The following is a 24,057-nucleotide window of genomic DNA, read 5'->3' as shown; positions in this document are numbered from 1 at the left end:
TCTGCGCCGCTCACTTGGTCACCTCCGCCAGCTGGACCGGGCGTCCCTCGCGGCGGGACAGGTCGGCCGCCTCCGCCAGGTACAGCGCGGCCAGCGCGTCGCCGGCGGTGCACGGGCTGCCGCGCTCGCCGCGCGCGGCAGCCAGGAACGCCTCGATCTCGGCCGTGTACGCGGCGGCGAACCTGGCCTGGAAGTCCGGCCACGGCCCCTCGGAGGAGGCACCGTCATCGGCCCTGTTGCCGGCCCTGTTGCCGGCCCTGTTGACGGCCCCGTTGACGGCCCTGCCGTCGGATGTGGCGTCGGCCCCGTTCGCGGCCCTGCCGTCGGCTCCCTCGTCGGCGCCGGCGTCGGCGCGGTGCAGGGGCGTTCGCGGGCCCAGGCCGGCCGCCCAGGTGGCCCGGGTGCCGGCCAGCTCCATCCGCACGTCGTAGCCGGCGCCGTTGTAGCGGGAGCCCTGGAGGGTGACGAGCGTGCCGTCGGCCATGGTGATCAGCGCGGCGCTGGTGTCGACGTCCCCGGCCGCCGCGAAGAACGCCTCGCCCCGGTTGGCGCCGGCGGCGTAGACGGTCTCGGCCTCCAGCCCGGTCACCCAGCGCAGGATGTCGAAGTCGTGGATGTGGCAGTCGCGGAAGATGCCGCCCGAGAGGGGGACGTACTCCGGCGCCGGCGGGCGCGGGTCACCGGTCAGGAGGTGGACGCGGTGCAGCTCGCCCAGCGCGCCGCCGAGCAGCGCCTGCCGGGCCGCGGCGAACCCGGGGTCGAAGCGCCGCTGGAAGCCGATGTGCACGAGGGTCCCGCTGCGGTCGGCCGCCTCGGCCACCCGCTTGGTCTCGGCCACGCCGGGCGCCGCGGGCTTCTCGCAGAAGACGGGGATCCGCTGCTCGCAGGCCCGCAGGAGCAGCTCGGCGTGGGTGGAGGTCGGGGTCGCGATCACCACGGCGTCCGCGCTCCACGGGTCTCCCACCACGGCGCCGGTCTCGGCGGCCACCTCCTCGGCCAGGCGCCGGTCGGCGTCGGCCACGATCAGCTCGCCGGCCAGCCTGGGTAACGTTCCCGCATGAAACCGCCCGATCCGTCCCAGGCCCATCAAGCCCACACGCATGCCGCCTCCTCGCTCAGAGGCTCCAGTTGTAGATGAACGGAAAGTGAACGTCAATAGTTTGTCCTGACATAACGACGAATAGACACGTCACCTCATCACTGACATGAGTATGTCTTGACAACTTATTAATCTCCCGTTCATCGTGGAGCCCACCGCGGCGCCGATCGGGGCGGAGGGCGGCGCGTACGGCACTGCGAGTCACGAGGAGTACCGCCACCATGCGGCGTACGAAGAAGATCGTCCCTGTTGCGGCCCTGCTGGCCCTGGCCGCATGCGCACCGTCCACCGCCGGCCAGGCCGGCCAGCCTGGCGGCGCGCAGGCGGCCGGCAAGCCGCTGCCCGCGGCCTCCGTCGACGCCGACTTCGACCTGAACGCGCTGGTCGCGGCGGCCAAGAAGGAAGGCAGCCTGCTCGTCTACGACTCCAGCGGCGACATCGAGGAGGTGGCCGCGGCCTTCACCGCGAAGTACGGCATCGCCATGGAAGGCGTGAAGTCCGACACCCCGCAGACGGCCGAGAAGATGACCCGCGAGCACGCGGCCGACAACGTCACCATCGACGCCGCCATGTACGAGGACGGCGGCGTGCTGATGGGGCAGCTCATCCCGCAGGGCATCGTCCAGACGTGGGTGCCCGCCGACCTCCAGGACCAGATCCTGCCCGAGGACCGCAACCCGCTGCGCGCCCTGTCCAAGGCCACCGTCTTCGCCTACAACACCAAGCTGTCGCCCGGCGGCTGCCCGATCAAGAACATCTGGGAGCTCACCGAGCCCGCCTGGTCCGGCAAGCTCGTCATGCAGGACCCGCTCGGCAAGCCGACCGTCCTGTCCTTCTTCACCCAGCTCGACGCGCACGGCAACCAGGCGCTGGAGCAGGCGTACCAGGCCAAGTACGGCGAACCGCTCAAGACCGAGGAGAAGAGCGCCGCCTACGAGTGGATCAAGCGCCTGGCGGCCAACAAACCCGTCCTGACCGGCTCCGACGAGGACATCTCCGGCGCCGTCGGCGCGCCCGGCGCCACCGACAAGAAGATCGGCTTCATGTCGATCTCCAAGTTCCGCAACAACGAGGACAAGGGCTACACCCAGGCCGCCTGCGCCGGCATGACCCCCTTCACCGGCTTCAGCTACCCCAAGTACGTCGCCGTCGCCACCAAGTCGAAGCACCCGAACGCGGCCAAGCTGTACGCCCGCTTCATCATGACCGAGGAGGGCGTCAAGCACGAGATCGGCGAGGGCGGCATCTCCGGCAACAGCACCGTCCAGCCCCGGGTCACCCCCGCCGGCCTGGCCGACTGGAAGGGCCAGCTCTTCCACACCGACCCGAAGGCTCTGGTCTCGGACCTGCAGAACCGGCAGGTCGCCTCCGACTTCTGGCGCGTCAACCACCGCTGAGCGTTCGCACCCCTCGGGCGTACGACCTGTGCGCGCCGGCCGTCACGGCGGCGCCCGGCCACTTCACCCGCCGCCACGGCGACGCGCATTGCGAACGCCCACACCACCCGACATAACCCCGGCACCAGGCCGACATCTCGGCCGCCGGCACCCCGGCTGTGGGCGGCCTGCACGTCCGGCGTCAGATCGGCGTGCGGGGCCACTTCGCCCAGCGCTGCAGCGACGCGCGCCCTTTGAACGCCGGCGCCATGGTGCCACCGCGGCACGGCCCCGAGGCCTCATGGCACAACGGCGCGCAGCCCGTTCAACATCGGCACCACGGCGGCGCGGAGTTCTGCGCCCCCGCACCATGGCGGCGTGGAGACCTTGGCGCCGTCACCTTTCGCGGCGTGCGGTTCCTTCGGGAGAGCCGCGCCGTTTCATGTCCGTTCATGTCCTGACATGACAATGTCTTCTCCTCTGCACCACACGATCACCCACTGCACAAGGAGTACGATGCGTCGCCCCCACCCCGTCCTGCTGACCGCCCTCGCCACCCTCCTCATGGGAGGCTTAACCGCACCCACCGCCGCCTCCGCCAACACGGTCGCGTCCGTCGACCCGCAGGTCGAGACCCCCGCCCTGTTCGACGACGAGGCCGGCGGCAACGCCAACGGCGACGACCCGGCGATCTGGGTCGACCCGGACGACGACGAGGACAGCGTCATCGTCACCACCGCCAAGGAAGGCGGCCTCAACGTCTACGACCTCGACGGGCAGCAGCTCCAGCACTTCGACGCCCCCGCCGCCCCCGGCCCCGACGACGAGAACGGCCGCTTCAACAACGTCGACACCACCTACGGCTTCGCCGGCAAGGACCTGGCCGTCGTCTCCGACCGGGGCCGCGACCAGCTCCGCTTCTACGCCATCCGCGACGGCCACCTCACCGACGTCACCGACCCCGCCGTGCCGTTCCTGTTCAACACCACGCAGGCGCAGGTCAACGACCAGGAGACCGGCTACGGCCTCACCACCTGGAAGGACGCCACCGGCACGTACGCCCTCGTGAGCCGCCGCCACAAGACCTCCATCGGCCTGTTCAAGCTGGTCGCCACCGCCGGCGGCAAGGTCGGCTACCAGAAGGTCCGCGCCCTCGACCTGCCCGCCTCCTTCACCCTCCCCAACGGCACCACCTGGGCCCCCTGCATGGAGCCCGACGAGCTCGCCCAGGTCGAGGGCATGGTCGTCGACCAGCAGCGCGACGTCCTCTACGCCGCCCAGGAGGACGTGGGCATCTGGCGCGTCCGCGCCGACCTCACCGGCACGCCCGTCCTGGTCGACAAGGTCAAGGAGTACGGCGTCCCCGGCACCTACGACCCCGCCACCGAGGAGTGCACCCCCGGCGCCGACCCCGGCTACGGCGGCACCCACCTGTCGGCCGACGCCGAGGGCCTGACCATCTACTACCGCGAGAACGGCAAGGGCTACCTGCTCGCCTCCAGCCAGGGCGACAACACCTTCGCCGTCTACCGCCGCGAACCCGGCAACGCCTACGTCGGCCAGTTCCGCGTCGCGGACGGCAACGGGCTCGACGGGGTCGAGCACAGCGACGGCTCCGCCGTGATCAACGTCCCGCTCGGGGACTTCGACCACGGCATGTTCATCGCCCACGACGGCGCCAACACGCCTGAGGTGCCGGATCGGGAGAACACCAACTTCAAGTTCGTCGACTGGGACGACATCGCCGACGACCTCGACCTCGCCGTGGACACCGACGGCTGGAACCCCCGCGACTAACGTCATCCGGCCGGCCACCACCCGCGCACCCGCCGCAACCGGTGGCCGGCCTTTCACCTCCCACGGCCCCGCGCCCGCTTTCGACCGCACGAGGACGAGCCGGGCCTCGGCGAACGCGGACCGGGCGGGAGCCGGGCGCGGCGCGGGCAGCTCGGGCGAAGGCAGCAGCGCTGAGCACCACCGCGACCAGGCACAACGCCGAGAGCACGCCAGCGCACCGCCCGCACGTATAGGGCAGGCACAGCCCGCACCGCGCGCGGGTGCGGCCCGCACCGAGTGCGAGCCGGGCGCGGCGTGCACCGGGGCGCGGGCCGCGCGGACCGGGCCCGGCGGGGGCGAGCCGGGCGCACCGAGCGGGCGCACGGAGCGGGCGCACGGGCCCGACGCCCCGAGCGGCGCGTGAGGCGGGCGCCGGGGCGCGGGGCGCGGTTAGCGGAGGCCGCCGACCGAGAGGCCGCCGCGCCAGTGGCGTTGCAGGGTGAAGAAGGCGATGACGAGCGGCACCACCGACACCAGCGCCCCCATGATGATCAGGCTCCACAGCGACGTGCTGCCCGCGTTGTTGGCCGAGGCGATGCCCTGCCACACCCCCAGCCCCACCGTGACTGGGAAGAGCCGGTTGTCGGAGAGCATGGCGAGGGGGAGGAAGTAGTTGTTCCAGGAGGCGACGGCCGACAGGAGCAGGACGGTGACGACGGCGGGGCGCATCAGGGGGAAGGCGACCTGGAGGAAGGTGCGGATCTCGCCGGCGCCGTCGGCTCGGGCCGCGTCGAGGATCTCGTCGGGGACGGCGTCCCGGGCGTACACGTGCATGAGGTAGACCCCGAAGGGGTTGAGGAGGGACGGCAGGATGACGGCCCAGATGGTGTTGGTGAGGCCGAACTCGGAGAACATCATGAAGGTGGGGATGACGAGGGCGGTGGCGGGCACCATGAGGGCGCCGAGCACGAGGGCGAAGCTGAAGCGGCGGCCGGCGAAGCGGTATTTGGCGAAGCCGTAGCCGGCCATGACGGCGAGGACGGTGGCGCCGATGCCGCCGGCGAGGGCGTAGAGGGTGGAGTTGAGTATCCAGCGGCCGTAGATGCCGTTGTCGTAGGTGAACAGCTGCTGGAGGTTGCCGAGGTAGTCGATGGTGTCGGCGAACCAGAGGGTGTTGCCGCCGCCGAAGAGGCCGGGGGCGTCCTTGGAGCTGTTGACGATGACCCACCAGAACGGCACGAGGAAGTAGACGACGAGGAAGCCGAGGAGCACCTGGAGGGGGAGGTGGCGTTGTGGGCGGGGGCGGGCGCGCATCACAGGAAGGTCCTCCGCTTGCGGGTGAGGAAGAGGAAGGCGTAGACGCCGACGAAGACGATGCCGCCGAGCGCGAAGGAGATCGCCGATCCGTAGTTGAAGTTGGCGAGGGCGAAGGCCTGCTGGTAGGCGTACATGTTGGGGGTGAAGTCGGGGCCGATGGTGCCGGCGGCGAGTGAGCGCAGGATCTGCGGCTCGTTGAAGAACTGCAGGGTGCCGATGAGGGAGAAGACGAGGATGAGGAGCAGCGCGGGGGCGATGAGGGGGATCTTGATGCGGAGGGCGATCTGCCATCGGCCGGCGCCGTCCATGCGGGCGGCTTCGTAGAGTGCGGGGTCGATGCCCTGGAGCGCCGCGTACAGGATGATCATGTAGTAGCCGGCCCACTGCCAGGTGACGACGTTGACGAGGCCGTAGAAGATGAGGTTGCCGCTGAGGAAGTCGGGCGGGGTGGCGCCGAACAGGCCGAAGAGGTCCGTCAGGGGGCCGAAGCTCTTGCTGTAGAGGAAGCCCCACATGACGGCGCCGATGACGGTGGGGATCGCGTACGGCAGGAAGATCATCAGCCGGGAGAAGCGGGTGAACAGGGACGTCACCGTGTCGAGGATCAGGGCCATCGCGAGGGCGACGATGATCTGCAGCGGGATGGAGACGAGCGAGAAGCGGATGACGAACCACGACCCGGACAGGAAGCTCGGGTCGGTGAACGCCTTCACGTAGTTGTCGAACAGGACGAAGCTGGTCCCGCCGATGAGCTTCTTCTGGAAGAGGCTCAGGTAGAGCGCGTAGGCGAGCGGCGCGATGAGCAGCGCGAGGAAGACGATCCCGAACGGCCCGACGAACAGCCAGCCCATCACGTGCTCGCGCAGGCGGACCTTGCCGCGCCGGTCGGGGGTCTTGTCTCGGGCGCGTGGCGCGCTCTTGGTGTCGGTGGTCAGGAGGGTCATCGTTGGGCTCCGGGGAGGATGGGTGCTGAGGGCCTGCTTGCGGGTGAACCGGGCGGCCCCGCCCGGTCCACGCGCGTCGTCACGGGAGAGTGAAGCTTCGCGTCGTCGCTGGACGGTGAGGCTCCGCGTCGTCACGGGACGGTGAAGCCTCGCGTCGTCACTGGACGCTGAAGCCTCACGTTGTCACGGGACGGTGAAGCCTCACGTTGTCACTGGACGGTGAAGCCTTGCTCCTTGGCGTAGGCCGCCACGTCCTCCTGGAGCTTGTCGGCGGCCTGCGCGCCGGTGACGGAGCCGTCGATGATGGCGCTGACCTGCTTGGTCATGGCGTCGAAGTAGTACTGGCCGAACGGGCTGTAGGTCATGCCCTTGTAGGCGGAGGCCGCCGGGACGTAGACCTCCTTGTTCGCCTGCTGCCCGCCGAAGAAGGCGACCTTGAGGTTGATGAACTCGGGGTCGTTGAGCGCCTTGAGGTTGAGCGGGAAGATGATCTGGTTGGTCCAGCCGTCGGTGAGCGACTCCTTGTCGGCGTACAGGCCGTAGGCGACCTTCGCGGCGAGCTCGGGGTTCTTGGCCTGGCTCGTCACGGAGAACGCGGAGCCGCCCCAGTTGACCTGCACGGGGTTGGCGGGGTCCCACTGCGGCAGCGGCGCGACGGCGAACTTGCCGGTGTCCTCGCCCTTGCCGACGCCGGCGCCGGTGAGGTAGCCGGGCGCCCAGGCGGCGGAGATGTAGGTGGCGTACTTGCCGTTGATGACGCCGGAGATGTACTCGGGGGTGAACTGGTCCTGGGTGCCGACCAGCCCCTTCTTGGCGAGGTTGCCCCAGTAGTCGAGCACGTCCTTGGAGGCCTGGTCGTTCAGCTTGATGCCGATGGTGCTCTGCTGCGCCGGGTCGTAGGTGAACGGGGAGGCGCCCTTCTGGATCTGCAGCGCCATGGTGAGGGCGGAGACGTTGGCGGCGAAGTCGCCGAACTGGGGGCCGCCGGCGTCCTTCATCTTCTGCGCGGCCTGCTCGTACTCGGCCCAGGTCTTGGGCGGCTTGATGTCGTACTTGTCGAAGATGTCCTTGCGGTAGATCATCGCCATGGGGCCGCCGTCGACGGGGACGCCGTAGACGGCGTCGCCGATGGAGACGTCCTTCCAGGCGCCGGGGCCGTAGTCGGCCTTGACGGCGTCGAAGCCGAACTTCTTGATGTCGACGAGCGCCTTCTGGATCTGGAAGGTCGGGATGCGGTCCATCTCGATCATGATGACGTCGGGCGCGCCGGTGCCCGCGGAGATGGCCGTCTGGAACTTGTCGTACTCGTCGCTGCCCTGGCCGACGTTGGTCCAGCAGACCTGGACCTCGGCGTTCTGCTTGTTGAAGTTGTCGACGACGAGCTGCATGTTGGGGTACCAGCCCCACATCGTCACGGTCGGCAGGTTCTTCTTGGGGATCGTGTTGGTGCAGTTGCTCGCGCCACCGCCGCCGCCGCTCGCGGTGCCGCCGCCGCCCCCTCCTCCGCCGGAGGAGCAGGCGGCCAGCGTGGTCGCGGCGGCGAGCACGGCCGCCGCGGTGAGGAGCCTCTTGTTGTTCATTGGCATGTTTCCTTCGGGGTGGCGGCGTACGGAAGGCCGGTGCGCCGCTGGTGGGGCGAGCGAAGGGCCGGGGACGGGGCACGGGTGACACGACCCGCGCCCCGCCCCCGGCACCTTCCCAGGTGCGCGTCTAGCGCTTGAACAGGCGTGGAGCCAGGTCGATGAGGTTCTTCTGCCACACGTCCCAGCCGTGCGGCCCGGGGGTGACCCCGTCGAACTCGTAGCGGATGCCGAGGGTGTTGAGGGTGGTCAGGGAGGTCATGAAGGACGGGTAGACGAAGTCGGTCTGGTCACCGACGTACAGGCGCAGCAGCTTGGTGCCGTTGTTGATCGCCTGCGCGTCGACGCCGGTGGCGCTGCCGAACCCGGCGGAGAACGCCGCGACGTAGGCGAACCGGCCGGGGTAGGCCTTGAGCACCCCGAACGTCTGGCCGCCGCCCATGGACAGGCCGGCGAGGGCCTGCCGCGCCGGGTCGGAGGAGACGTGGTAGTGGGAGCGGGCGGCCGGGACGATGTTCTCCAGCAGCTCCTTGTTGAAGTCGGGCACGTTGCCGTTGCCCATGACGACGACCATCGGCTCGAGCTTCCCGTCGAGGGACAGGTGATCGAGGATCTGCTTGGCGCGGCCCATCTCGACCCAGTCGGTGTAGCTCTGGCCGCCGCCGTGCTGGAGGTAGAAGACGGGATACGGCTCGGCCCGGTTCGGGTCGTAGCCGGGCGGCGTCCACACCAGCGCGGTGCGGTCCGCGTTGGCCACGGTGCTGCGGTACGTCATGCTCTCGACCTTGCCGCCCTGACCTGCGGGGACGTCGGAGAGCAGGCGGGAGCGCTCCCCGTCCACCATGAAGGTGCTCCAGGTCGGCTCGGAGGTCACCTTGGTCGGGTTGGACGCGTCCTTGACGGAGGTGCGGTCCACGATGAACCGGTAGTAGTAGAACCAGGGGTCGAGCGGGCCGACGGTGACGCGCCAGCGGTCGCCGGCGCGGGTCGCCGGCACGCGCAGCCAGCTTCCGTTGGGCGCCCAGTTGGCCCACACCTTGACCTGCTGGGCGTCCTTGAAGGCGGTGGTGGTCTCGAAGGTGACGAAGCCGTCCTTCGTCACGAACGGGGTGGGCGTGGTGCCGGGCGCGGGCGGGGTGAACTCGCCCTTCAGCGGCCCGTGCCCGTCGCTCGGGCCGTGGTCGCGCACCTTGCGGAACAGCCGCGGCAGGAAGTCGATCAGGTTCTCCTGCCAGGCGTTCCAGTTGCCGCCGGCGTCGGGGTTGACGCCGTCGAACTCGTAGCCGACGCGGGCGCGGTCGAGTGCCTTGGTCAGCTTGTACGTGGCGTTGTAGGCCGGGTCGGTCACGTTGCCCGTGTACAGACGCAGCAGCTTGGGATGCCGGTTGAGCGCCCGGCCGGGGTCGTCGGCCGCAAGGCCGGAGAACGAGCCGGCGTAGGCGAAGCGCTCGGGGCGGGCCAGCGCGGCACGCACCGCTTGCGCGCCGCCGGCGCCGATGCCGGCGATGGCCTGGTGGGCGGGGTCACGCAGGACGCGGTAGCGGCCGGCGACCGCCGCGCGCAGGTCGTCGTCGGTCCCGCCGGCGTCGCTGATCGCGACGACCATGGGCTCGATGGCCTTCTGGGCGGCCAGGTTGTCGAGGATCTGCTTGGCCCGGCCCAGATCGAGCCAGTCGCTGGCGCTGCCGCCGTCGCCGGGCTGCAGGTACAACACGGGGTAGGCCTTCGGTCCCCTGGGCGCGTAACCGGGCGGGGTCCACACCAGGGCCGAGCGCTCCTGCTGCTGGGCCCGGTAGGTCAGGGTCTCGACCTTGCCGCCCTGCCCCTGCGGCACGTCCGCGAGCAGGCGCGCCGACTCGCCGGGCACGAAGAACGTGCTCCACAGCGGCTTGGAGGCCACGCCGGTGCCGTTCGTCGGGTCCTTCAGCCCCTTGGTGTCATCGCCCGTGACCTGGTACGAGTACAGGCCGGGCTTGAGCGGCCCGAGGACGCCGGACCAGACGTCGCCCCGGCGGGTCAGGCCGTACTCGGCCCAGGTGGCGGAGGGGCCGAAGTTGCCCTCGATGACGACCTGCGACACCTGGCCCACGCCGGCCTCGACGGCGGCGGCCGGGAGGCTGAAGGAGGCGTAGCCGTCCTGGGAGAGGTTGAGCCACGGCGTGTCGGCCGCGGCCACGGCCGGGCGCGGCGCGGCTAACGCGGTGGCGATCAGCACGGCCCCGGTGACGGCCGCCTGGAGCCGGCGGCGCCCGCCCTGGGCGCGTGAGCTGCCGTGATAGGTTCCGGATGAAGGCATGCTTGAAGTCCCTTCGCGGGCCGGCTCCGGATGGCACCCGGCCGGCCCGATCTTTTTGCGCACAAACGCTGCTTGATCGATAAAGTTGTTATTGATCGATAAAGCTGTGATGACTGTGGTGTCCGCACCTCCGTTGGGGATCGATCGGGGAGGTGACGCGCGCCCGCGGGCGGCGTCAAGATTAGGGTGCTGCCGCGGTGGAGCCGCGCGTCACCAGGCGGGTCGGGAGCACGATCCGGCCGGGGCCCTCCCAGTCGCCGCACACCAGCGACTTGAGCATCCGGGCCGCCTCGTAGCCGAGCCGGTACATCGACTGGTCGACCGTGGTCAGCCCGGGCTCGCCCAGCGCGGACTCCGGGATGTTGTCGAACCCGGCCACCGACAGGTCGCCGGGCACGCTCAACCCCAGCTCCCTGGCGACCTCCAGGGTCTTCAGCGCCATCCCGTCGTTCGCCGCGAAGATCGCCGTCGGGCGGTCGGGCCGCTCCAGCAGCTCCCGCGCGAGCGGCGCCGCGGACTCGGCGTTGAAGTCGCCCCGCGCGATCAGGGCCGGGTCGGCCGCGATGCCGGCCGCGGCCAGCGCTCTGCGGTAACCCTCCTCCCGCGACCAGGCGGCCTCCAGGCTGGAGCGGCCCGCGATGAAGCCGATGCGCCGGTGCCCCAGGGCGAGAAGGTGCTCGACCACGGCGGTGGCGCCCGCGAGGTTGTCGGCCGTCACCGCCGGCACCGTGGAGCCCATGGCGGGATCGATCGCGACGACCGGGGTGCCGCTGCGCACCTCGCCCGAGGGGGTGACCACGATGCAGCCGTCGGTGAGGGTGCCCGCCAGGCGGGCCAGGTGCCGTTGCTCCCAGCCCTCGGAGTAGGTGCCGTACAGGTCGCTGTTGGCGTAGATGATGAGGTCGAAGCCCGACTGGCTCAACGCGTCCATCACCCCTTTGAGCACCTCGGCCGTGTAGGACTGGAAGCTGTGGGTGACCAGCCCGAGCACGTTGGTGCGGCTGCGCCGCAGGCTCGTCGCCACGAGGCTCGACTCGTAGCCGAGCCGCTCGATCGCCGCGCGCACGTGGGCGACGGTGCTCGCGCTGACGCCGTAGCGCCCGTTGACCACCCGGGACACGGTCGCGGTGGACACGCCCGCCAAGCGTGCGACATCGCTCATCGTCACCGGCGCGCCGCCCTCGGCCATGCCGCCCTCACACGTTGCAATCGTTATCGGTTACGTTTGCAGCGCAAAGGTAAGCGATCAGGATGTCGGAAACAAGACCTTTTCACCAGGCCGTTCATCAGGTAGAAACATTGCCCGGAGCGTGTGGTCCCGGCCCGGTCGAGTCGCGGACACTCAGCGTCGTGGCGAGCTGGAGGTGGCGCGAGGCGGGCTGCACGCCGTCGGCCATGCCGAGGACGGTCTCGACCGCCATCCGGCCCATGCCGACGAGCGGCTGCCGCACCGACGTGAGCCGGGGCGTGGTCCACTGCGCCTGCGGCGTGTCGTCGAACCCGGTGACCGACAGCTCGCCGGGCACGGCGATGCCGAGCTCCTTGGCCGCGGCGAGCACCCCGACGGCGATCTCGTCGTTGCCCGCGACGATCGCGGTCGGCCGCTCGGGCAGCGAGAGCAGGTCGCGTCCGTGCCGCTGCCCCGCCTCGACGGCGAAGGCCTCGTGGCGCACCAGCGCCCGGTCGGGCGTGATGCCGGCCGAGTCGAGCGCGGCCTGATAGCCGTGGAAGCGCTCCAGCGAGGGGGCCGAGCCGAGCGGCCCGCCGATCCAGCCGATGCGGCGGTGGCCGAGCCTGATCACGTGCTCGGTGGCCGAGCGGCCGCCCGCCCAGTTGGTGGAGCCGATGCTGACCAGGCGTGACTCGGTCGTGTCGATGGGGTCGATCGTCACGATGGGCAGCTCCAGCTCCTCGGCCGCGAGCAGCATCGCGTCGGGCATGGCGACGGCCAGCGCGATGAGGCCGACGACCCCGGAGGCCCGCTGCTCCTCCATCCAGCCGCGCGCCACCGCCGGGCTGGTGCTGACCGGCTCGCCCGGCGGCAGCCGCAGCAGCAGCTCGGCCTGCGCGGCGGTCGCGGCCACGAGGATGCCCTGGAGCACGGTGCCGGCGTAGCGGGACTCGACGATGTCGAGCACGGTGACGAGGGTGCGCTCGCGGGGCTGCTCGTGCCGTGCGGCCGTCGGCTTGTAGCCGATCTCGGCCATGACGCCGAGCACCAGATCGCGCGTCTTCGCCCCCACGTCGCTGCGCCCGTTGAGCACCTTCGACGCGGTCGTCGGCGAGACGCCGGCCAGCCGGGCGACGTCCGCCAGCGTGGGCCGCTCGGAACGACCTCGCCGTCCCATCCAGGCTCCTTCCACCAGGGCTTGCGAAATTATTTCGAAACCTACCACGAACATTCCCGCCCGGTCGCCGCCCGTTGACAGGCAACAGACCGGGCTCCTAAGGTCTGCGCAACACCGAACATGTTGCGAATTATTTTCGTAACCAGCAGGACGAGAGGAGAGGCCGATGCGGCTCTCCCGCAAACTCAGGCTCCTTTCCGCGGCCCTCGCGCCGATGCTCGCGCTGACCGCCTGCTCCGGCGGCAGCGGCGGCGGCGGGACGGGTGCGAGCGCGAACGAGCAGGTGAAGATCAAGGTCTGGAGCTGGGACGGCACCGTCGAAGGCGCCGTGGCCGGCTTCCAGGCCGCCAACCCGAACATCAAGGTCGAGGTCGTCAACGCGGGCTCCTCCCAGGACGAGTACAAGGCGCTCGACAACGCCATCCAGGCCGGCTCCGGCGTGCCCGACCTGGTGATGTTCGAGTACTTCGCCGTGCCGTACTTCGCCATCCCCGGCAAGCTCGCCGACCTCGGCGAGTTCGGCGCCGGCAAGCTCCAGCAGGACTACGTGCCGGCCGCGTGGAGCGACGTGACCGTGGGCGGCAAGGTCTACGCGCTGCCCTCCGACTACGGCCCGTCGGCGATGTTCTACAACGAGGCCACGCTGAAGAAGGCCGGCGTCGACAAGCCGCCGGCCACGTGGGACGAGTACTACGAGGCCGCCAAGAAGGTGCGCGCGCTCGGCGGCGACCACTACATCGCCCAGGACACCGGCGACATCTTCTTCCTGCTCTCGCTCATCTGGCAGGCCGGGGGCCGCCCGTTCAAGGTGGACGGCACGAAGGTGCACATCGACTTCACCGACGCCGGCACGACCAAGGCCGTGGCCTTCTGGCAGAAGATGCTCGACGAGGGCCTGATCAACACGAAGATCACCGGCTGGTCCGACGACTGGAACCGGGCGCTCAACGACGGCAGCCTCGCCACCCAGACGATGGGCGGCTGGCTGACCTCGACGCTGCCCGAGCGCGCCCCGAAGGCCAGCGGCGACTTCAAGGTCGCCCTGATGCCGCAGTGGGAGCCGGGCACCAAGGTCGGAGCGGCGAACGGCGGCAGCTCCTTCGGCATCCCGGCGGCGGCCGAGCACAAGGAGGCGGCCTACAAGTTCCTGGAGTACTTCGCGCACGGCAAGGGGCTGTCGTCCCGGGTCGAGGCCGGCGCCTTCGTGCCGAACCTGTCGGTGCTGGACGACAAGGCGTTCCGCGACAAGGAGAGCACCTACTTCGGCGGCCAGAAGGTCGGCGCCGTGCTCGCCGAGGCCTCGGAGATCGTCGGCAGCGGCTGGCAGTACCCGCCGTTCTTCGAGTGGGCCCGCTCGATCTACGGCGACCTCGCCTCGCCGTTCTACACCACCGGCAAGGGCTCGCTGGCCGAGATCCTGGAGCAGTGGCGGCAGCGCTGCATCCAGTACGGCAACGAGCAGGGCTTCGAGGTGAGCTAGCGTGGCCCAGGCCCGTCAGCCCGACGCCGCTGCCCGCGGCCCGCGCAAGCCGCGCAGGCCGCAGGCGGGGCTGGCGTTCATCGCGCCCTTCGCCGCGCTGTTCGCCCTCGTGTTCATCGTGCCCATCCTGTACGCCGCCTACTTGAGCTTCTTCCAGGACAGGCTGGTCGGCGGCACCACGTTCGTCGGGCTCGACAACTACACCAAGCTGGTGCGCGACCCGCAGTTCTGGGACGGCGTGGCGCGCGTGGCCCGGTTCACGCTCGTCCAGGTGCCGATCATGCTGGTGCTGTCCATGGCGCTGGCGCTGGCGCTCGACTCCATGCGCCTGCACGGCACGAAGTTCCTGCGGGTGACGATCTTCCTGCCGTACGCGGTGCCGGCGATCGTCTCGACGCTCATGTGGGGGTTCCTGCTGGGCGTCAAGTACGGCCTGTTCGGCAGCCTCAACAAGGCCCTGGGCACGGACTTCGATCCGTTCTCCCCCGGCACCACGCTCATCTCCATCGGGGTGATGGTGACGTGGGCGTTCACCGGCTTCAACATGCTCATCTTCTACGCCGCGCTCAAGGCGGTGCCGCGCGAGCTGTACGAGGCGGCCGCGATCGACGGCGCGAACGAGCTGCAGGTCGTGCGGGCGATCAAGCTGCCCGCGCTGCGCGGCTCGCTGGTCGTCACCGTCATCTTCTCGATCATCGGCACGTTCCAGATGTTCAACGAGCCGCAAATCCTGCCCTCGATGGTGGCCAACAGCGGCGTGACCACCTTCTACACGCCCAACCTGTACGCCTACAACCTGGCGTTCACCGGGTCGCAGCAGGGTTACGCGGCGGCGCTCGCCCTCGTCATGGCGGCGATCACGATCGCCGTCGCCTACGCCGTCCAGATCAGGGGGTTGCGCAATGCCTCGTCCGGCCGCTAGCCGCCTGCACACCGTGGGCAACCCGAGGAAGAGCACCACGCTCACGGTGATGACGGCCCTGTTCACCCTGTACTGCCTGCTGCCGCTGGTGTGGCTGGTGATCAACGCGACCAAGTCGCAGGCCGACTTCGTCTCGACGTTCGGGCTGGGGCCCGGCCACGAGTTCGCGCTGTGGGACAACATCGCGCAGGTGTTCACCTACCAGGACGGGATCTTCGCCCGGTGGCTGCTCAACACCGTGCTCTACGTCGTCGTCGGCGCGACCGTGTCGACGTTCCTGGCCGCGCTCGGCGGGTACGCGCTGGCCAAGCTGGACTTCACCGGCAAGCGGGTGTTCCTCCTGGTCGTGCTGGGGTCGATCTCGGTGCCCGGCATCGCCCTGGCGATCCCGCAGTTCCTGCTGTTCGCGCAGCTCGGCATGACCGACACGCCGTGGGCGGTGCTCATCCCGTCCTTCATCAACCCGTTCGGGCTGTACCTGATGTGGGTGTTCACGGCCGAGGCGGTGCCGTCGGGGCTGCTGGAGGCGGCCAAGATCGACGGGGCCGGCGAGTTCAGGACGTTCCTGCAGATCGCGCTGCCGCTGCTGGCGCCGGCGGGCGTGACGGTGCTGCTGTTCTCGTTCGTGTCGATCTGGAACAACTACTTCCTGCCGCTGATCATGCTCAAGGATCCGGACTGGTATCCGCTGACGGTCGGCATCAACCAGTGGAACAAGCTCGGCTCGTCGGCCGGCAACGGCGCGCTCGTCCAGAACCTGGTGATCACCTCCGCGCTGCTGACGATCGTCCCGCTGATCATCGCGTTCCTCAGCCTGCAGCGGTACTGGCAGTCGGGCCTGGCGCTGGGCGCCGTCAAGGGCTGACCCTCTCCCCAACAGAAATGAGACCATGAACATCTGGATCGACGGCAGGCCGTGCGACGAGAGCGCGCTCCCGCACGTCTGGAGCCGGTGCGTCGGCGCCGGGCGGGCGAACGAGGCGCTGCGCGCCGACTGGCAGCGGCAGTTCGCCGAGATCGCCGCCCTCGGGGTGCGCTACCTCCGCTTCCACGGCGTCTTCCACGACGACATGTTCGTCTACCGGGCCCGCTACGGCGGCGGCTTCGGCCCCGACGCCCCGCTGCCCGCCCCCGTCCACACCTTCAGCTACGTGGACAAGGTGTTCGACTTCCTGCTCGACCACGGCGTGCGGCCCTTCGTCGAGCTGGGGTTCATGCCGCGCGACCTGGCGACCCAGACGGAGACCGTGTTCTGGTGGGGCGCCCACTGCAGCCCGCCCAACGACATGGAGCGCTGGGTCGAGCTGGTCACCCGGTCGGTCGAGCACTGGATCGGCCGCTACGGCCTGGACGAGGTGCGGCAGTGGCGCTTCGAGGTGTGGAACGAGCCGAACCTGGTCCCGCACTTCTGGACCGGCACCAAGACCGAGTACTTCGAGCTGTACGAGCGGACCGTCCGGGCGATCAAGGCCATCGACCCTGAGCTGAAGGTGGGCGGGCCCGCCACCAGCGTCTTCGTGCCGGACGACCGCTACAAGGGCGAGGTCGAGGACCGCTCCGCCGCGTTCGCCACCGCCGCCGCCGAGGACGTGGACGCTCTCGACTGGCGGCCGGTCTGGATCGAGGACTTCATCGCCTGGTGCGCCGAGCGCGAGCTGCCGGTCGACTTCATCTCCACCCACACCTACCCCACCGACTTCGCCTACGGCGCCAGCGGGGAGGCCGTGCAGATCACCCGGTACGCCGACGCCACGTACGACGACCTGACCCTGCTGCGCGAGCTGGTGCGCGGCAGCGCCTACCCCGACGCGGAGATCCACATCACCGAGTGGTCGACGTCGCCGTCCGCCCGCGACTTCATCCACGACACGCCGTTCGCGGCGGCCGCCATCACGCGGTCGTTCCTGCAGTGCGCGACGCTGGCCGACTCGATCGCCTACTGGACCTTCACCGACGTGTTCGAGGAGGGCGGCGCGGGCATCGGGCCGTTCCACGGCGGGTTCGGGCTGGTCAACGAGGACGGGGTGCACAAGCCGACGTTCCACGCGTTCGCGATGCTGACCCGGCTCGGGGACCGGGCGCTGCTGACGACGCCGCACGGGGTGGTGACGCGTGACAGCCGCACGTCGGCCGTCTCCGCGGTGTTCTTCAACTACCCGGAGGAGATGGGCGGCAAGGGGGTGGGGTCGGCGACCTCGTACGCGGCGGCCCGCTCGCTGGCCGGGGTGGGGCCGAGCCGGCGGATCCGCCACTCGATCGGCGGGCTGGAGCCCGGCACCACGTTCCTGGTGGAGGTCGTGGACTGGCAGCACGGGAACGCCGCCGAGGCCTGGTACCGGCTCGGGTCGCCGCTGAACCTGTCCAGGGAGCAGGGCGCGTACCTGAGAGGGGTCGCCGATTCGCTGCTCAGGTACGCGCTGACCGTGCCCGCCGACGGGGTGCTGCACCTCGACGTCGAGCTCGCCCCGTGGGCGGTGATGTCCCTGCGCCAGTCGGGCGCGTAGCCCGGGTGGTCGCGCCGGAGGCGGTGGACCCCGCCGCCTCCGGCGCGGGACTCAGGTGCGGGTCCAGCGCTGGTTGGCGCCGCCGTTGCAGGACCAGATGACCAGCTTGGTGCCGTTGGCGGTGGCGTTGTTGGGCACGTCCAGGCACTTGTTCGCGCCCACGGCCGTGATCGTGCCGTCGCTGTTGAGCCGCCACTGCTGGTTGGTCTGCCCGTTGCAGTCCCAGATGATCACGTTGGTGCCGTCGGCGGTGCCGCGGTTGTAGACGTCCAGGCACTTGGTGCCGAAGACGCGCAGCTCGCCGCTCGCGGTGGGCGTCCACTGCTGGCTCGGCTGGCCGTTGCAGTCCCAGATCTGCGCCTGCGCGCCGTTCGTCGCGGCGGCGCCGGTGACGTCCAGGCAGCGGCCCGAGCCGGCGCCCTTGATGGTGCCGGTCGGCGTGGGCGTGATGCCGCCGCCGGTGACGAGGAACATGGCCGCCCCGTGCCCCGGTACGGAAGCGCTGATCGTCCCCGTCGAGGTCGACGTCGTGTGCGCCCACAGGTCGCGCACCGTGTAGGAGGCGACCGAGCCCAGCCCCAGCGCGGCGGCGGTGGTGGAGATCGTCGAGGTCGAGGTGCCCCGGTTGAGCAGGACGACCGCGACCGAGCCGTTCGACATCGGCTTGCGCCACACCTCCAGGTTCCCGTTGTCGCTGATCTTGTGGCCCTGCCGGCCGCCCCAGTCCTGGTTGACCGCGATGACCTCGGTGTTCGTCAGGATGGTCCGGGTCTCGGCGCTCATCGACCGGATGTCGTTGCCCGCGATGAGCGGGGCGTTCAGCAGCGACCACAGGCTGAAGTGCGCGCGCCCCTCGGTCGCCGTCAGCGAGCCGACGCCCACCTCCAGCATGTCCGGGTCGTTCCAGCCGCCCGGCCCCGAGTACGCCTCCAGCCCCACCTGCTGGTCGAGGATGCCCATGATGGAGTTCCAGTTCGCGGCGATGTCGCCCGTGGTGCGCCATGAGTTGCCGACCGGCATCCCCCACGTCCACACGCTCTCCTGGCCCCAGTTGCACAGGCTGAACAGGATCGGCCGGCCGGTGGCGGCCAGCGCGTCCCGCATGGCGGTGTAGCGCTGCTGCCCGCTCTTGCCCTGGTGGTCGCCGCAGTTGTCGTACTTCAGGTAGTCGATGCCCCACGACGCCCACAGCGCGGCGTCGCGCCGCTCATAGCCGAGGCTGGCCGGGTAGCCCGCGCACGTGGTCGTGCCCGCCGAGGAGTAGATGCCGAGCTTCAGCCCCTTGGAGTGCACGTAGTCGGCCAGCGCCTTCATGCCGCTGGGGAACTTCTGCGGGTCCGCCACCAGATCGCCGGCGGCGTTGCGGCTCTTGGTCGACCAGCAGTCGTCGATGTTGACGTAGGTGTAGCCCGCCGCCGCCATGCCGCTGGAGACCATGATGTCCGCGGTCTGCCGGATCAGGCTCTCGTTGACGTTGCAGAAGAAGGTGTTCCAGTCGTTCCACCCCATCTGCGGGGTGCGGGCGAGCCCGTTGTCCAGGGCCGCGGCCGGCGTCGTGCCGCCGCCGGCGACGACCAGCGCGCCGGCCGCCAGTAACACCGCCAGGAGCCCTCTCATGATCTTGCGCATCCGGTTCCTCCTGTCCCGCCGGTCAGCCGCCGTTGAACTGCCACCAGTTCACGTTGAACAGGTAGCCGCTGCCGCCGGCGTACCTGAAGTACAGGTCGTGCGTGCCCGTCGCGCCACTCACCGGGCAGGTGACGGTCGTCCACGTCTGCCAGCCGCCGGTGCCGGGCACGGTGCACGTCCCCACGAGCTGGCCGTTGGCGCCGTCGAGGCGCAGCTCGATCCGGCCGCCGGAGCTCGCCGAGGCCACGCGGGCGGTGAAGGAGGTCGCGCCGGAGCCGAACGCGACGCCCTTGACCTTGATGTAGTCGCCGTTCTCGATCCAGCCGACGTTCATGCCGCCCTCGCTGGCGCGCTCGGTCTCCACGCCGCTCTCCCAGGCGATCGTCTCGGCCTCCTGGCGCACGTACGGGTTCAGCGTCCCCACCTGTGGAGCGCCCGACGTGGTCATGGTGATCGTCGGGATGGTGCCGTCGGCGTTGTAGGTGAACTTCTCCACCGCCACCGAGCGCGTGTAACCGCCGCCGCCCGGCAGCGCGCCGTTGTGGTAGAAGAAGTACGACCCGCCGTTGAAGTCGACGATGCCGGCGTGGTTGGTGAAGCTTCCGCCCTGCGTCGGCATGACCGTCCCCCGGTACGTCCAGGGGCCGGTGGGGCCGGGCGCCGTCGAATAGGCGATGAACTCCGAGCAGCAGCGCGCCGCGAAGACGTTGTAGTACAGGCCGTTGCGCTTGAAGACCCAGGGCCCCTCCTCGTACAGGGTGGGCCGGCTCGCGTTGCCGGTGCGGGTGCCGAACCCGGCCGTGGTCAGCGGGATCTGCGTGGGGCTGCCCGAGTACGAGATCATGTCGGCGTTCAGCCGGACGTACCACAGGTTCGGGTTGCCCCAGTACAGGTACGCCTGGCCGTTGTCGTCGATGAACACCGTGGGGTCGATCTCGCCGTTCCTGACCAGCGGGCGGCCGATGGCGTCGGTGAAGGGCCCGGTGGGGCTGGTGGAGACGCCGACGCCGATGGCCATCTGGCCGCTGGCCCGGTCCTTGACCGGCACGTACCAGTAGAACTTGCCGTTGCGCTCGATCGTCTGGCCGGCCCACGCGTCCGCGCTCGCCCAGGCGAAGGTGGACACGCTCATCGGGGAGCCGTGGTCGGTCCAGTTCACCATGTCCGCCGACGACCAGACCCGCCACTCCTTCATCGTGAAGTAGGTCGAGCCGTCCTCGTCGTGCCCCGTGTAGAGGTAGACGCGGCCGTTGTGCACCAGCGGCGCCGGGTCGGCGGTGTAGATCGTCTGGATGATCGGGTTGTCGGCCCTGGCCGGGCCGGTGATCACGGTCGCGGTGCAGAGCAACGCCACGATCACGAGCCCGGCGCGCCGGAGTGCGGATGCCATTCTGTTCATCAGGCCCTGCTCCACTTCTGGTTCGCGCCGCCGTGGCAGGTGTAGAGCTGCAGCCGGGTGCCGTTGGCGGTGCCCTGGCCGACCGCGTCCAGGCACAGCCCCGACTGCACGCCGGTGATCGTGCCGTCCGTGTTGACGCGCCACTTCTGGTTCGCGCCGCCGTGGCAGGCGTAGATCTGGATGCGGGCGCCGTTGCCGGTGCCGGCGGCGTCCAGGCACTTGCTGCCGTAGACCTTCAGCTCGTCGGCGGAGGTCCGCGTCCACTGCTGGTTGGCCTGGCCGTTGCAGTCCCACAGCTGCACCTGCGTGCCGTCAGCGGTGCCGTTGTTCGGGACGTCCACGCAGCGGCCCGAGCCGACGCCCTTGATCGGCGCGGCCCCGTCGCCGGGCGTCGGGGTGGACGAGCCGCCGTCGTCCAGGCCGAAGAAGCGGATCGCGTACGCGGCCATCCCGGTGTGCGGCAGGTTGTGTCCGGCGCCGCTGATCGTGTACGACTCCACCTGCCCGGACCCGAACACCCGCCTGGTCCAGCCGGACTGCGGGCTGTCGGTCGAGGTGGGCGTCTGGCTCAGCCCGTGCACGTTCGTCCACTGGTCGACCTCCTCCTGCAGCATGGAGTACGCCAGGACGTTGTCGGCGGTGCCGTGCCAGGCCATCACGCGCGGCCGGGGCCCGGTGTAGCCCGGGTAGGCGTTCCTGGCCAGGTCGCCCCACTGCTGCGGCGTCTTGTCGCCGCAGCCGGCCGGCCCGAGGCAGCCGTAGGGGACGCCGGCGAACGGCGCGCCCGCCTTGAACACGTCGGGGTAGGTGGCCAGCAGGTTGAGCGTCTCCATGGCGCCGGAGGAGAAGCCGGTGGCGAACACCCGCTCGGGGTCGCCGTTGTAGCGCTGCAAGGCGTAGCTCACCATGGACACGATCGACACGGGGTCGCTGCCGCCGGCGTGGCGCAGGGCCTCGTTCGACCACACGTCGAAGCAGTTCGACATGCCGTTGGCGCTCTTGTTCGCCTGCGGGTAGATGACGACGAAGCCGTACCGGTCGGCCAGGGAGGCGAACTCGGTGCCCTGGTGGAAGCCGGGCGCCCAGCCGTTGCAGCCGTGCATCGCGACCAGCACGCCCGGCTTGGCCGCCACGCGGTCGGGCACGTAGATGTACATCCGCAGGCCACCCGGATTGTTGCCGAAGCCGGTCACCTCGGTCAGGGCCGCGGCCGACGCGCGGGGCGCGCCCGCGAGGAACATGGCCAGAACGGTGGCCGCGACCGCGACCAATGCCGCCAGGGCGCCGGCGAAGCCCGCGTACCCTCTCCTGCGCGCTTGCATGTCGTGCGCCTCTCTCATCGTTCCGCCTCCCGCTGTTAGCGCTAACAATCTGGAGCGCCGATCGGACTGCTGATCTTCGGGCCGGTTGGGGGCCGGTGGCGGAGGGAGCAAATCCGAGGTGGAAAGGTACTGTCAAGACCAGTCAGGGCGGCGGTCGGGCGGCGGGGGTCGCGGCCGCCACGCTCACCTCGTATTTTCGGTTCCGGCGCCGAATGATCGGCATGAAACTTTCACGCCGAAATCATCCGGACTCGCTGCTTCGAAAGTTTCAGGACCCGCGCTTCCCTATACAACGAGGCCAATCCGCCTACCCGCAAGGAGGTGATCCCGAAACTTTTCAGCTTTTCCTTGACAATTTTCGGGACGCTTCCCAAACTGAGTGCCCGAGACGATCTCCCCCATGACATGTCGCGCTCCCCATGAGCGCGGGTGCGGCCGGCCGGCACGCTCCTCCCCCAGGATTCGTTTATGGAGGCTCAGGCATGAGCGTGAACGCCATGTCCCCATCCACCGCCCCCCGCCCGCGCGGCGCCCGCCGCCGCGCGATCATCGCCGGCACGCTCGGCGCACTCGGCCTGATCACCGCGTTCGCGACGGCGATCCCCGCCGACGCCGCCGCCAGCACGCTCGGCGCCGCCGCCGAGCAGAGCGGCCGCTACTTCGGCACCGCCATCGCCGCCGGCAGGCTCGGCGACTCCGCCTACACGACGATCGCCAGCCGCGAGTTCAACATGGTGACCGCCGAGAACGAGATGAAGATCGACGCCACCGAGCCCAACCGGGGGCAGTTCAACTTCAGCAGCGGCGACCGCGTCTACAACTGGGCCGTGCAGAACGGCAAGCGCGTGCGCGGCCACACCCTGGCCTGGCACGCCCAGCAGCCCGGCTGGATGCAGTCGCTGTCGGGCAGCTCGCTGCGCCAGGCGATGATCGACCACATCAACGGCGTCATGAACCACTACAAGGGCAAGATCTACGCCTGGGACGTGGTCAACGAGGCGTTCGCCGACGGCAACTCCGGCGGCCGGCGCGACTCCAACCTCCAGCGCACCGGCAACGACTGGATCGAGGTCGCCTTCCGCACCGCGCGCAACGCCGACCCCGCCGCCAAGCTCTGCTACAACGACTACAACATCGAGAACTGGACCTGGGCCAAGACGCAGGGCGTCTACAACATGGTCAGGGACTTCAAGTCGCGGGGCGTGCCGATCGACTGCGTCGGCTTCCAGTCCCACTTCAACAGCGGCAGCCCGTACAACAGCAACTTCCGCACCACCCTGCAGAGCTTCGCCGCCCTCGGCGTGGACGTGCAGATCACCGAGCTGGACATCCAGGGCGCCTCGCCCTCCACCTACGCCGCGGTCGTCAACGACTGCCTGGCCGTGCCCCGCTGCAACGGCATCACCGTGTGGGGCGTGCGCGACCAGGACTCCTGGCGCTCCGGCGACACCCCGCTGCTGTTCAGCGGCAGCAACAAGAAGCCGGCCTACGACGCCGTGCTGAACGCGCTCAACGGCGGCACCACCACGACGCCGACGCCGGGCGGGAACGCCGGGCAGATCAAGGGCACCGCCTCCGGCCGCTGCGTGGACGTCCCGAACAACAGCACCAGCGACGGCCAGCAGGTGCAGCTCTGGGACTGCAACAACGGCAGCAACCAGCAGTGGTCGCAGACCTCCGCCGGTGAGCTGAAGGTGTACGGCAGCAAGTGCCTCGACGCCGGCGGCAGCGGCAACGGCGCCCGGATCCAGATCTACGCCTGCCACGGCGGCGCCAACCAGCAGTGGCGCGTCAACAGCGACGGCAGCATCGTGGGCGTCCAGTCCAACCTGTGCCTCGACGCCATCGGCCAGGGCACGGCCAACGGCACCGGGCTGCAGCTCTACACCTGCCACGGCGGCGGCAACCAGAAGTGGACCTACACCCCCACCTCCGGCTGACCCGCTGAGCGGCGGTCACGGACAGAGCCGGGCCTCGGTGGCGGCAGTAGCCGCCGGGGCCCGGCTCGGCAATGAACGCACGGCCCTGCCGCTGAAGGACCTTCGGCCGTGCTTGCGGGACGTAC

17 protein-coding genes are annotated in these 24,057 nt (G+C 70.0%); 7 read left to right on the top strand and 10 right to left on the bottom strand.

The genetic code is table 11. From position 1 onward, the window contains the following. Positions 1-10: 10 nt before the first annotated feature. A complete protein-coding gene (locus tag KIS93_RS03235; protein WP_222107194.1) occupies positions 11-1,102 on the bottom strand; it encodes a Gfo/Idh/MocA family protein in 1,092 nt (363 codons plus the stop codon). A gap of 218 nt (positions 1,103-1,320) precedes the next feature. On the opposite strand from KIS93_RS03235, the gene KIS93_RS03230 reads away from it, so the two are divergent. After that, on the top strand, positions 1,321-2,496 hold the full coding sequence (locus KIS93_RS03230) for an ABC transporter substrate-binding protein (RefSeq protein WP_080037998.1): 1,176 nt from the start codon (positions 1,321-1,323) through the stop codon (positions 2,494-2,496). Positions 2,497-2,991: 495 nt separating this feature from the next. Then, positions 2,992-4,272, top strand: coding sequence for a phytase (locus tag KIS93_RS03225; protein WP_080037997.1), 1,281 nt, complete (start codon positions 2,992-2,994; stop codon positions 4,270-4,272). 429 nt (positions 4,273-4,701) lie between these two features. On the opposite strand, the gene KIS93_RS03220 is transcribed toward KIS93_RS03225, so the two are convergent. The 6 genes from KIS93_RS03220 to KIS93_RS03195 all read right to left on the bottom strand — a co-directional run bounded on the left by KIS93_RS03220 (position 4,702) and on the right by KIS93_RS03195 (position 12,736). Then, positions 4,702-5,565, bottom strand: coding sequence for a carbohydrate ABC transporter permease (locus tag KIS93_RS03220; RefSeq protein ID WP_080037996.1), 864 nt, complete (start codon positions 5,563-5,565; stop codon positions 4,702-4,704). After that, entirely contained in the window at positions 5,565-6,512 is a 948-nt protein-coding gene (locus KIS93_RS03215) for a carbohydrate ABC transporter permease (RefSeq protein WP_080037995.1), read from the bottom strand. Before KIS93_RS03215 ends, KIS93_RS03220 begins: the two co-directional genes overlap by 1 nt. Positions 6,513-6,721: 209 nt before the next feature. After that, complete coding sequence (locus KIS93_RS03210) at positions 6,722-8,092, bottom strand: extracellular solute-binding protein (RefSeq protein ID WP_080037994.1); 1,371 nt, start codon at positions 8,090-8,092, stop codon at positions 6,722-6,724. A 130-nt stretch (positions 8,093-8,222) separates the two neighbouring features. Further along, positions 8,223-10,388, bottom strand: a complete 2,166-nt coding sequence (locus KIS93_RS03205; RefSeq protein ID WP_080037993.1) for an alpha/beta hydrolase — start codon at positions 10,386-10,388, stop codon at positions 8,223-8,225. Between the two features lie 181 nt (positions 10,389-10,569). After that, a complete protein-coding gene (locus tag KIS93_RS03200; RefSeq protein ID WP_268966945.1) occupies positions 10,570-11,550 on the bottom strand; it encodes a LacI family DNA-binding transcriptional regulator in 981 nt (326 codons plus the stop codon). Between the two features lie 124 nt (positions 11,551-11,674). After that, positions 11,675-12,736 (bottom strand): LacI family DNA-binding transcriptional regulator, encoded by a 1,062-nt coding sequence (locus tag KIS93_RS03195; protein ID WP_080037992.1) that lies wholly within the window; start codon positions 12,734-12,736, stop codon positions 11,675-11,677. A gap of 166 nt (positions 12,737-12,902) precedes the next feature. Here KIS93_RS03195 and KIS93_RS03190 point away from each other — a divergent pair, with 166 nt between their 5' ends. From KIS93_RS03190 to KIS93_RS03175, 4 genes are read left to right on the top strand one after another with little or no spacing between them, the layout of a single operon-like run. Continuing rightward, complete coding sequence (locus KIS93_RS03190; RefSeq protein ID WP_080037991.1) at positions 12,903-14,216, top strand: ABC transporter substrate-binding protein; 1,314 nt, start codon at positions 12,903-12,905, stop codon at positions 14,214-14,216. Position 14,217: 1 nt separating this feature from the next. Then, complete coding sequence (locus tag KIS93_RS03185) at positions 14,218-15,138, top strand: carbohydrate ABC transporter permease (RefSeq protein ID WP_155126846.1); 921 nt, start codon at positions 14,218-14,220, stop codon at positions 15,136-15,138. A gap of 13 nt (positions 15,139-15,151) precedes the next feature. Beyond that, on the top strand, positions 15,152-16,003 hold the full coding sequence (locus KIS93_RS03180) for a carbohydrate ABC transporter permease (protein ID WP_246005159.1): 852 nt from the start codon (positions 15,152-15,154) through the stop codon (positions 16,001-16,003). A 25-nt stretch (positions 16,004-16,028) separates the two neighbouring features. Then, positions 16,029-17,642, top strand: coding sequence for a GH39 family glycosyl hydrolase (locus tag KIS93_RS03175; protein WP_080037989.1), 1,614 nt, complete (start codon positions 16,029-16,031; stop codon positions 17,640-17,642). Between the two features lie 51 nt (positions 17,643-17,693). Here KIS93_RS03175 and KIS93_RS03170 read toward each other — a convergent pair whose 3' ends face one another. The 3 genes from KIS93_RS03170 to KIS93_RS03160 are packed head-to-tail and all read right to left on the bottom strand — an operon-like array spanning position 17,694 to position 22,010. After that, positions 17,694-19,271, bottom strand: coding sequence for a lectin (locus KIS93_RS03170; RefSeq protein WP_080037988.1), 1,578 nt, complete (start codon positions 19,269-19,271; stop codon positions 17,694-17,696). Positions 19,272-19,293: 22 nt separating this feature from the next. Further along, the gene (locus KIS93_RS03165) at positions 19,294-20,661 is read right to left on the bottom strand and encodes a glycoside hydrolase family 43 protein (protein WP_080046636.1); all 1,368 of its coding nucleotides are present in this window, start codon (positions 20,659-20,661) and stop codon (positions 19,294-19,296) included. 8 nt (positions 20,662-20,669) lie between these two features. Then, complete coding sequence (locus KIS93_RS03160) at positions 20,670-22,010, bottom strand: extracellular catalytic domain type 1 short-chain-length polyhydroxyalkanoate depolymerase (protein WP_230466093.1); 1,341 nt, start codon at positions 22,008-22,010, stop codon at positions 20,670-20,672. Positions 22,011-22,474: 464 nt separating this feature from the next. On the opposite strand from KIS93_RS03160, the gene KIS93_RS03155 reads away from it, so the two are divergent. Continuing rightward, the gene (locus KIS93_RS03155) at positions 22,475-23,932 is read left to right on the top strand and encodes an endo-1,4-beta-xylanase (RefSeq protein WP_222107192.1); all 1,458 of its coding nucleotides are present in this window, start codon (positions 22,475-22,477) and stop codon (positions 23,930-23,932) included. Positions 23,933-24,057: the final 125 nt, after the last annotated feature.

Source organism: [Actinomadura] parvosata subsp. kistnae (genome assembly GCF_900323885.1).
Taxonomy (GTDB): Bacteria; Actinomycetota; Actinomycetes; order Streptosporangiales; family Streptosporangiaceae; genus Nonomuraea; species Nonomuraea composti.
The sequence above is the reverse complement of the archived record's forward strand: the minus strand, read 5'-3'. Positions and strand labels throughout refer to the sequence as shown.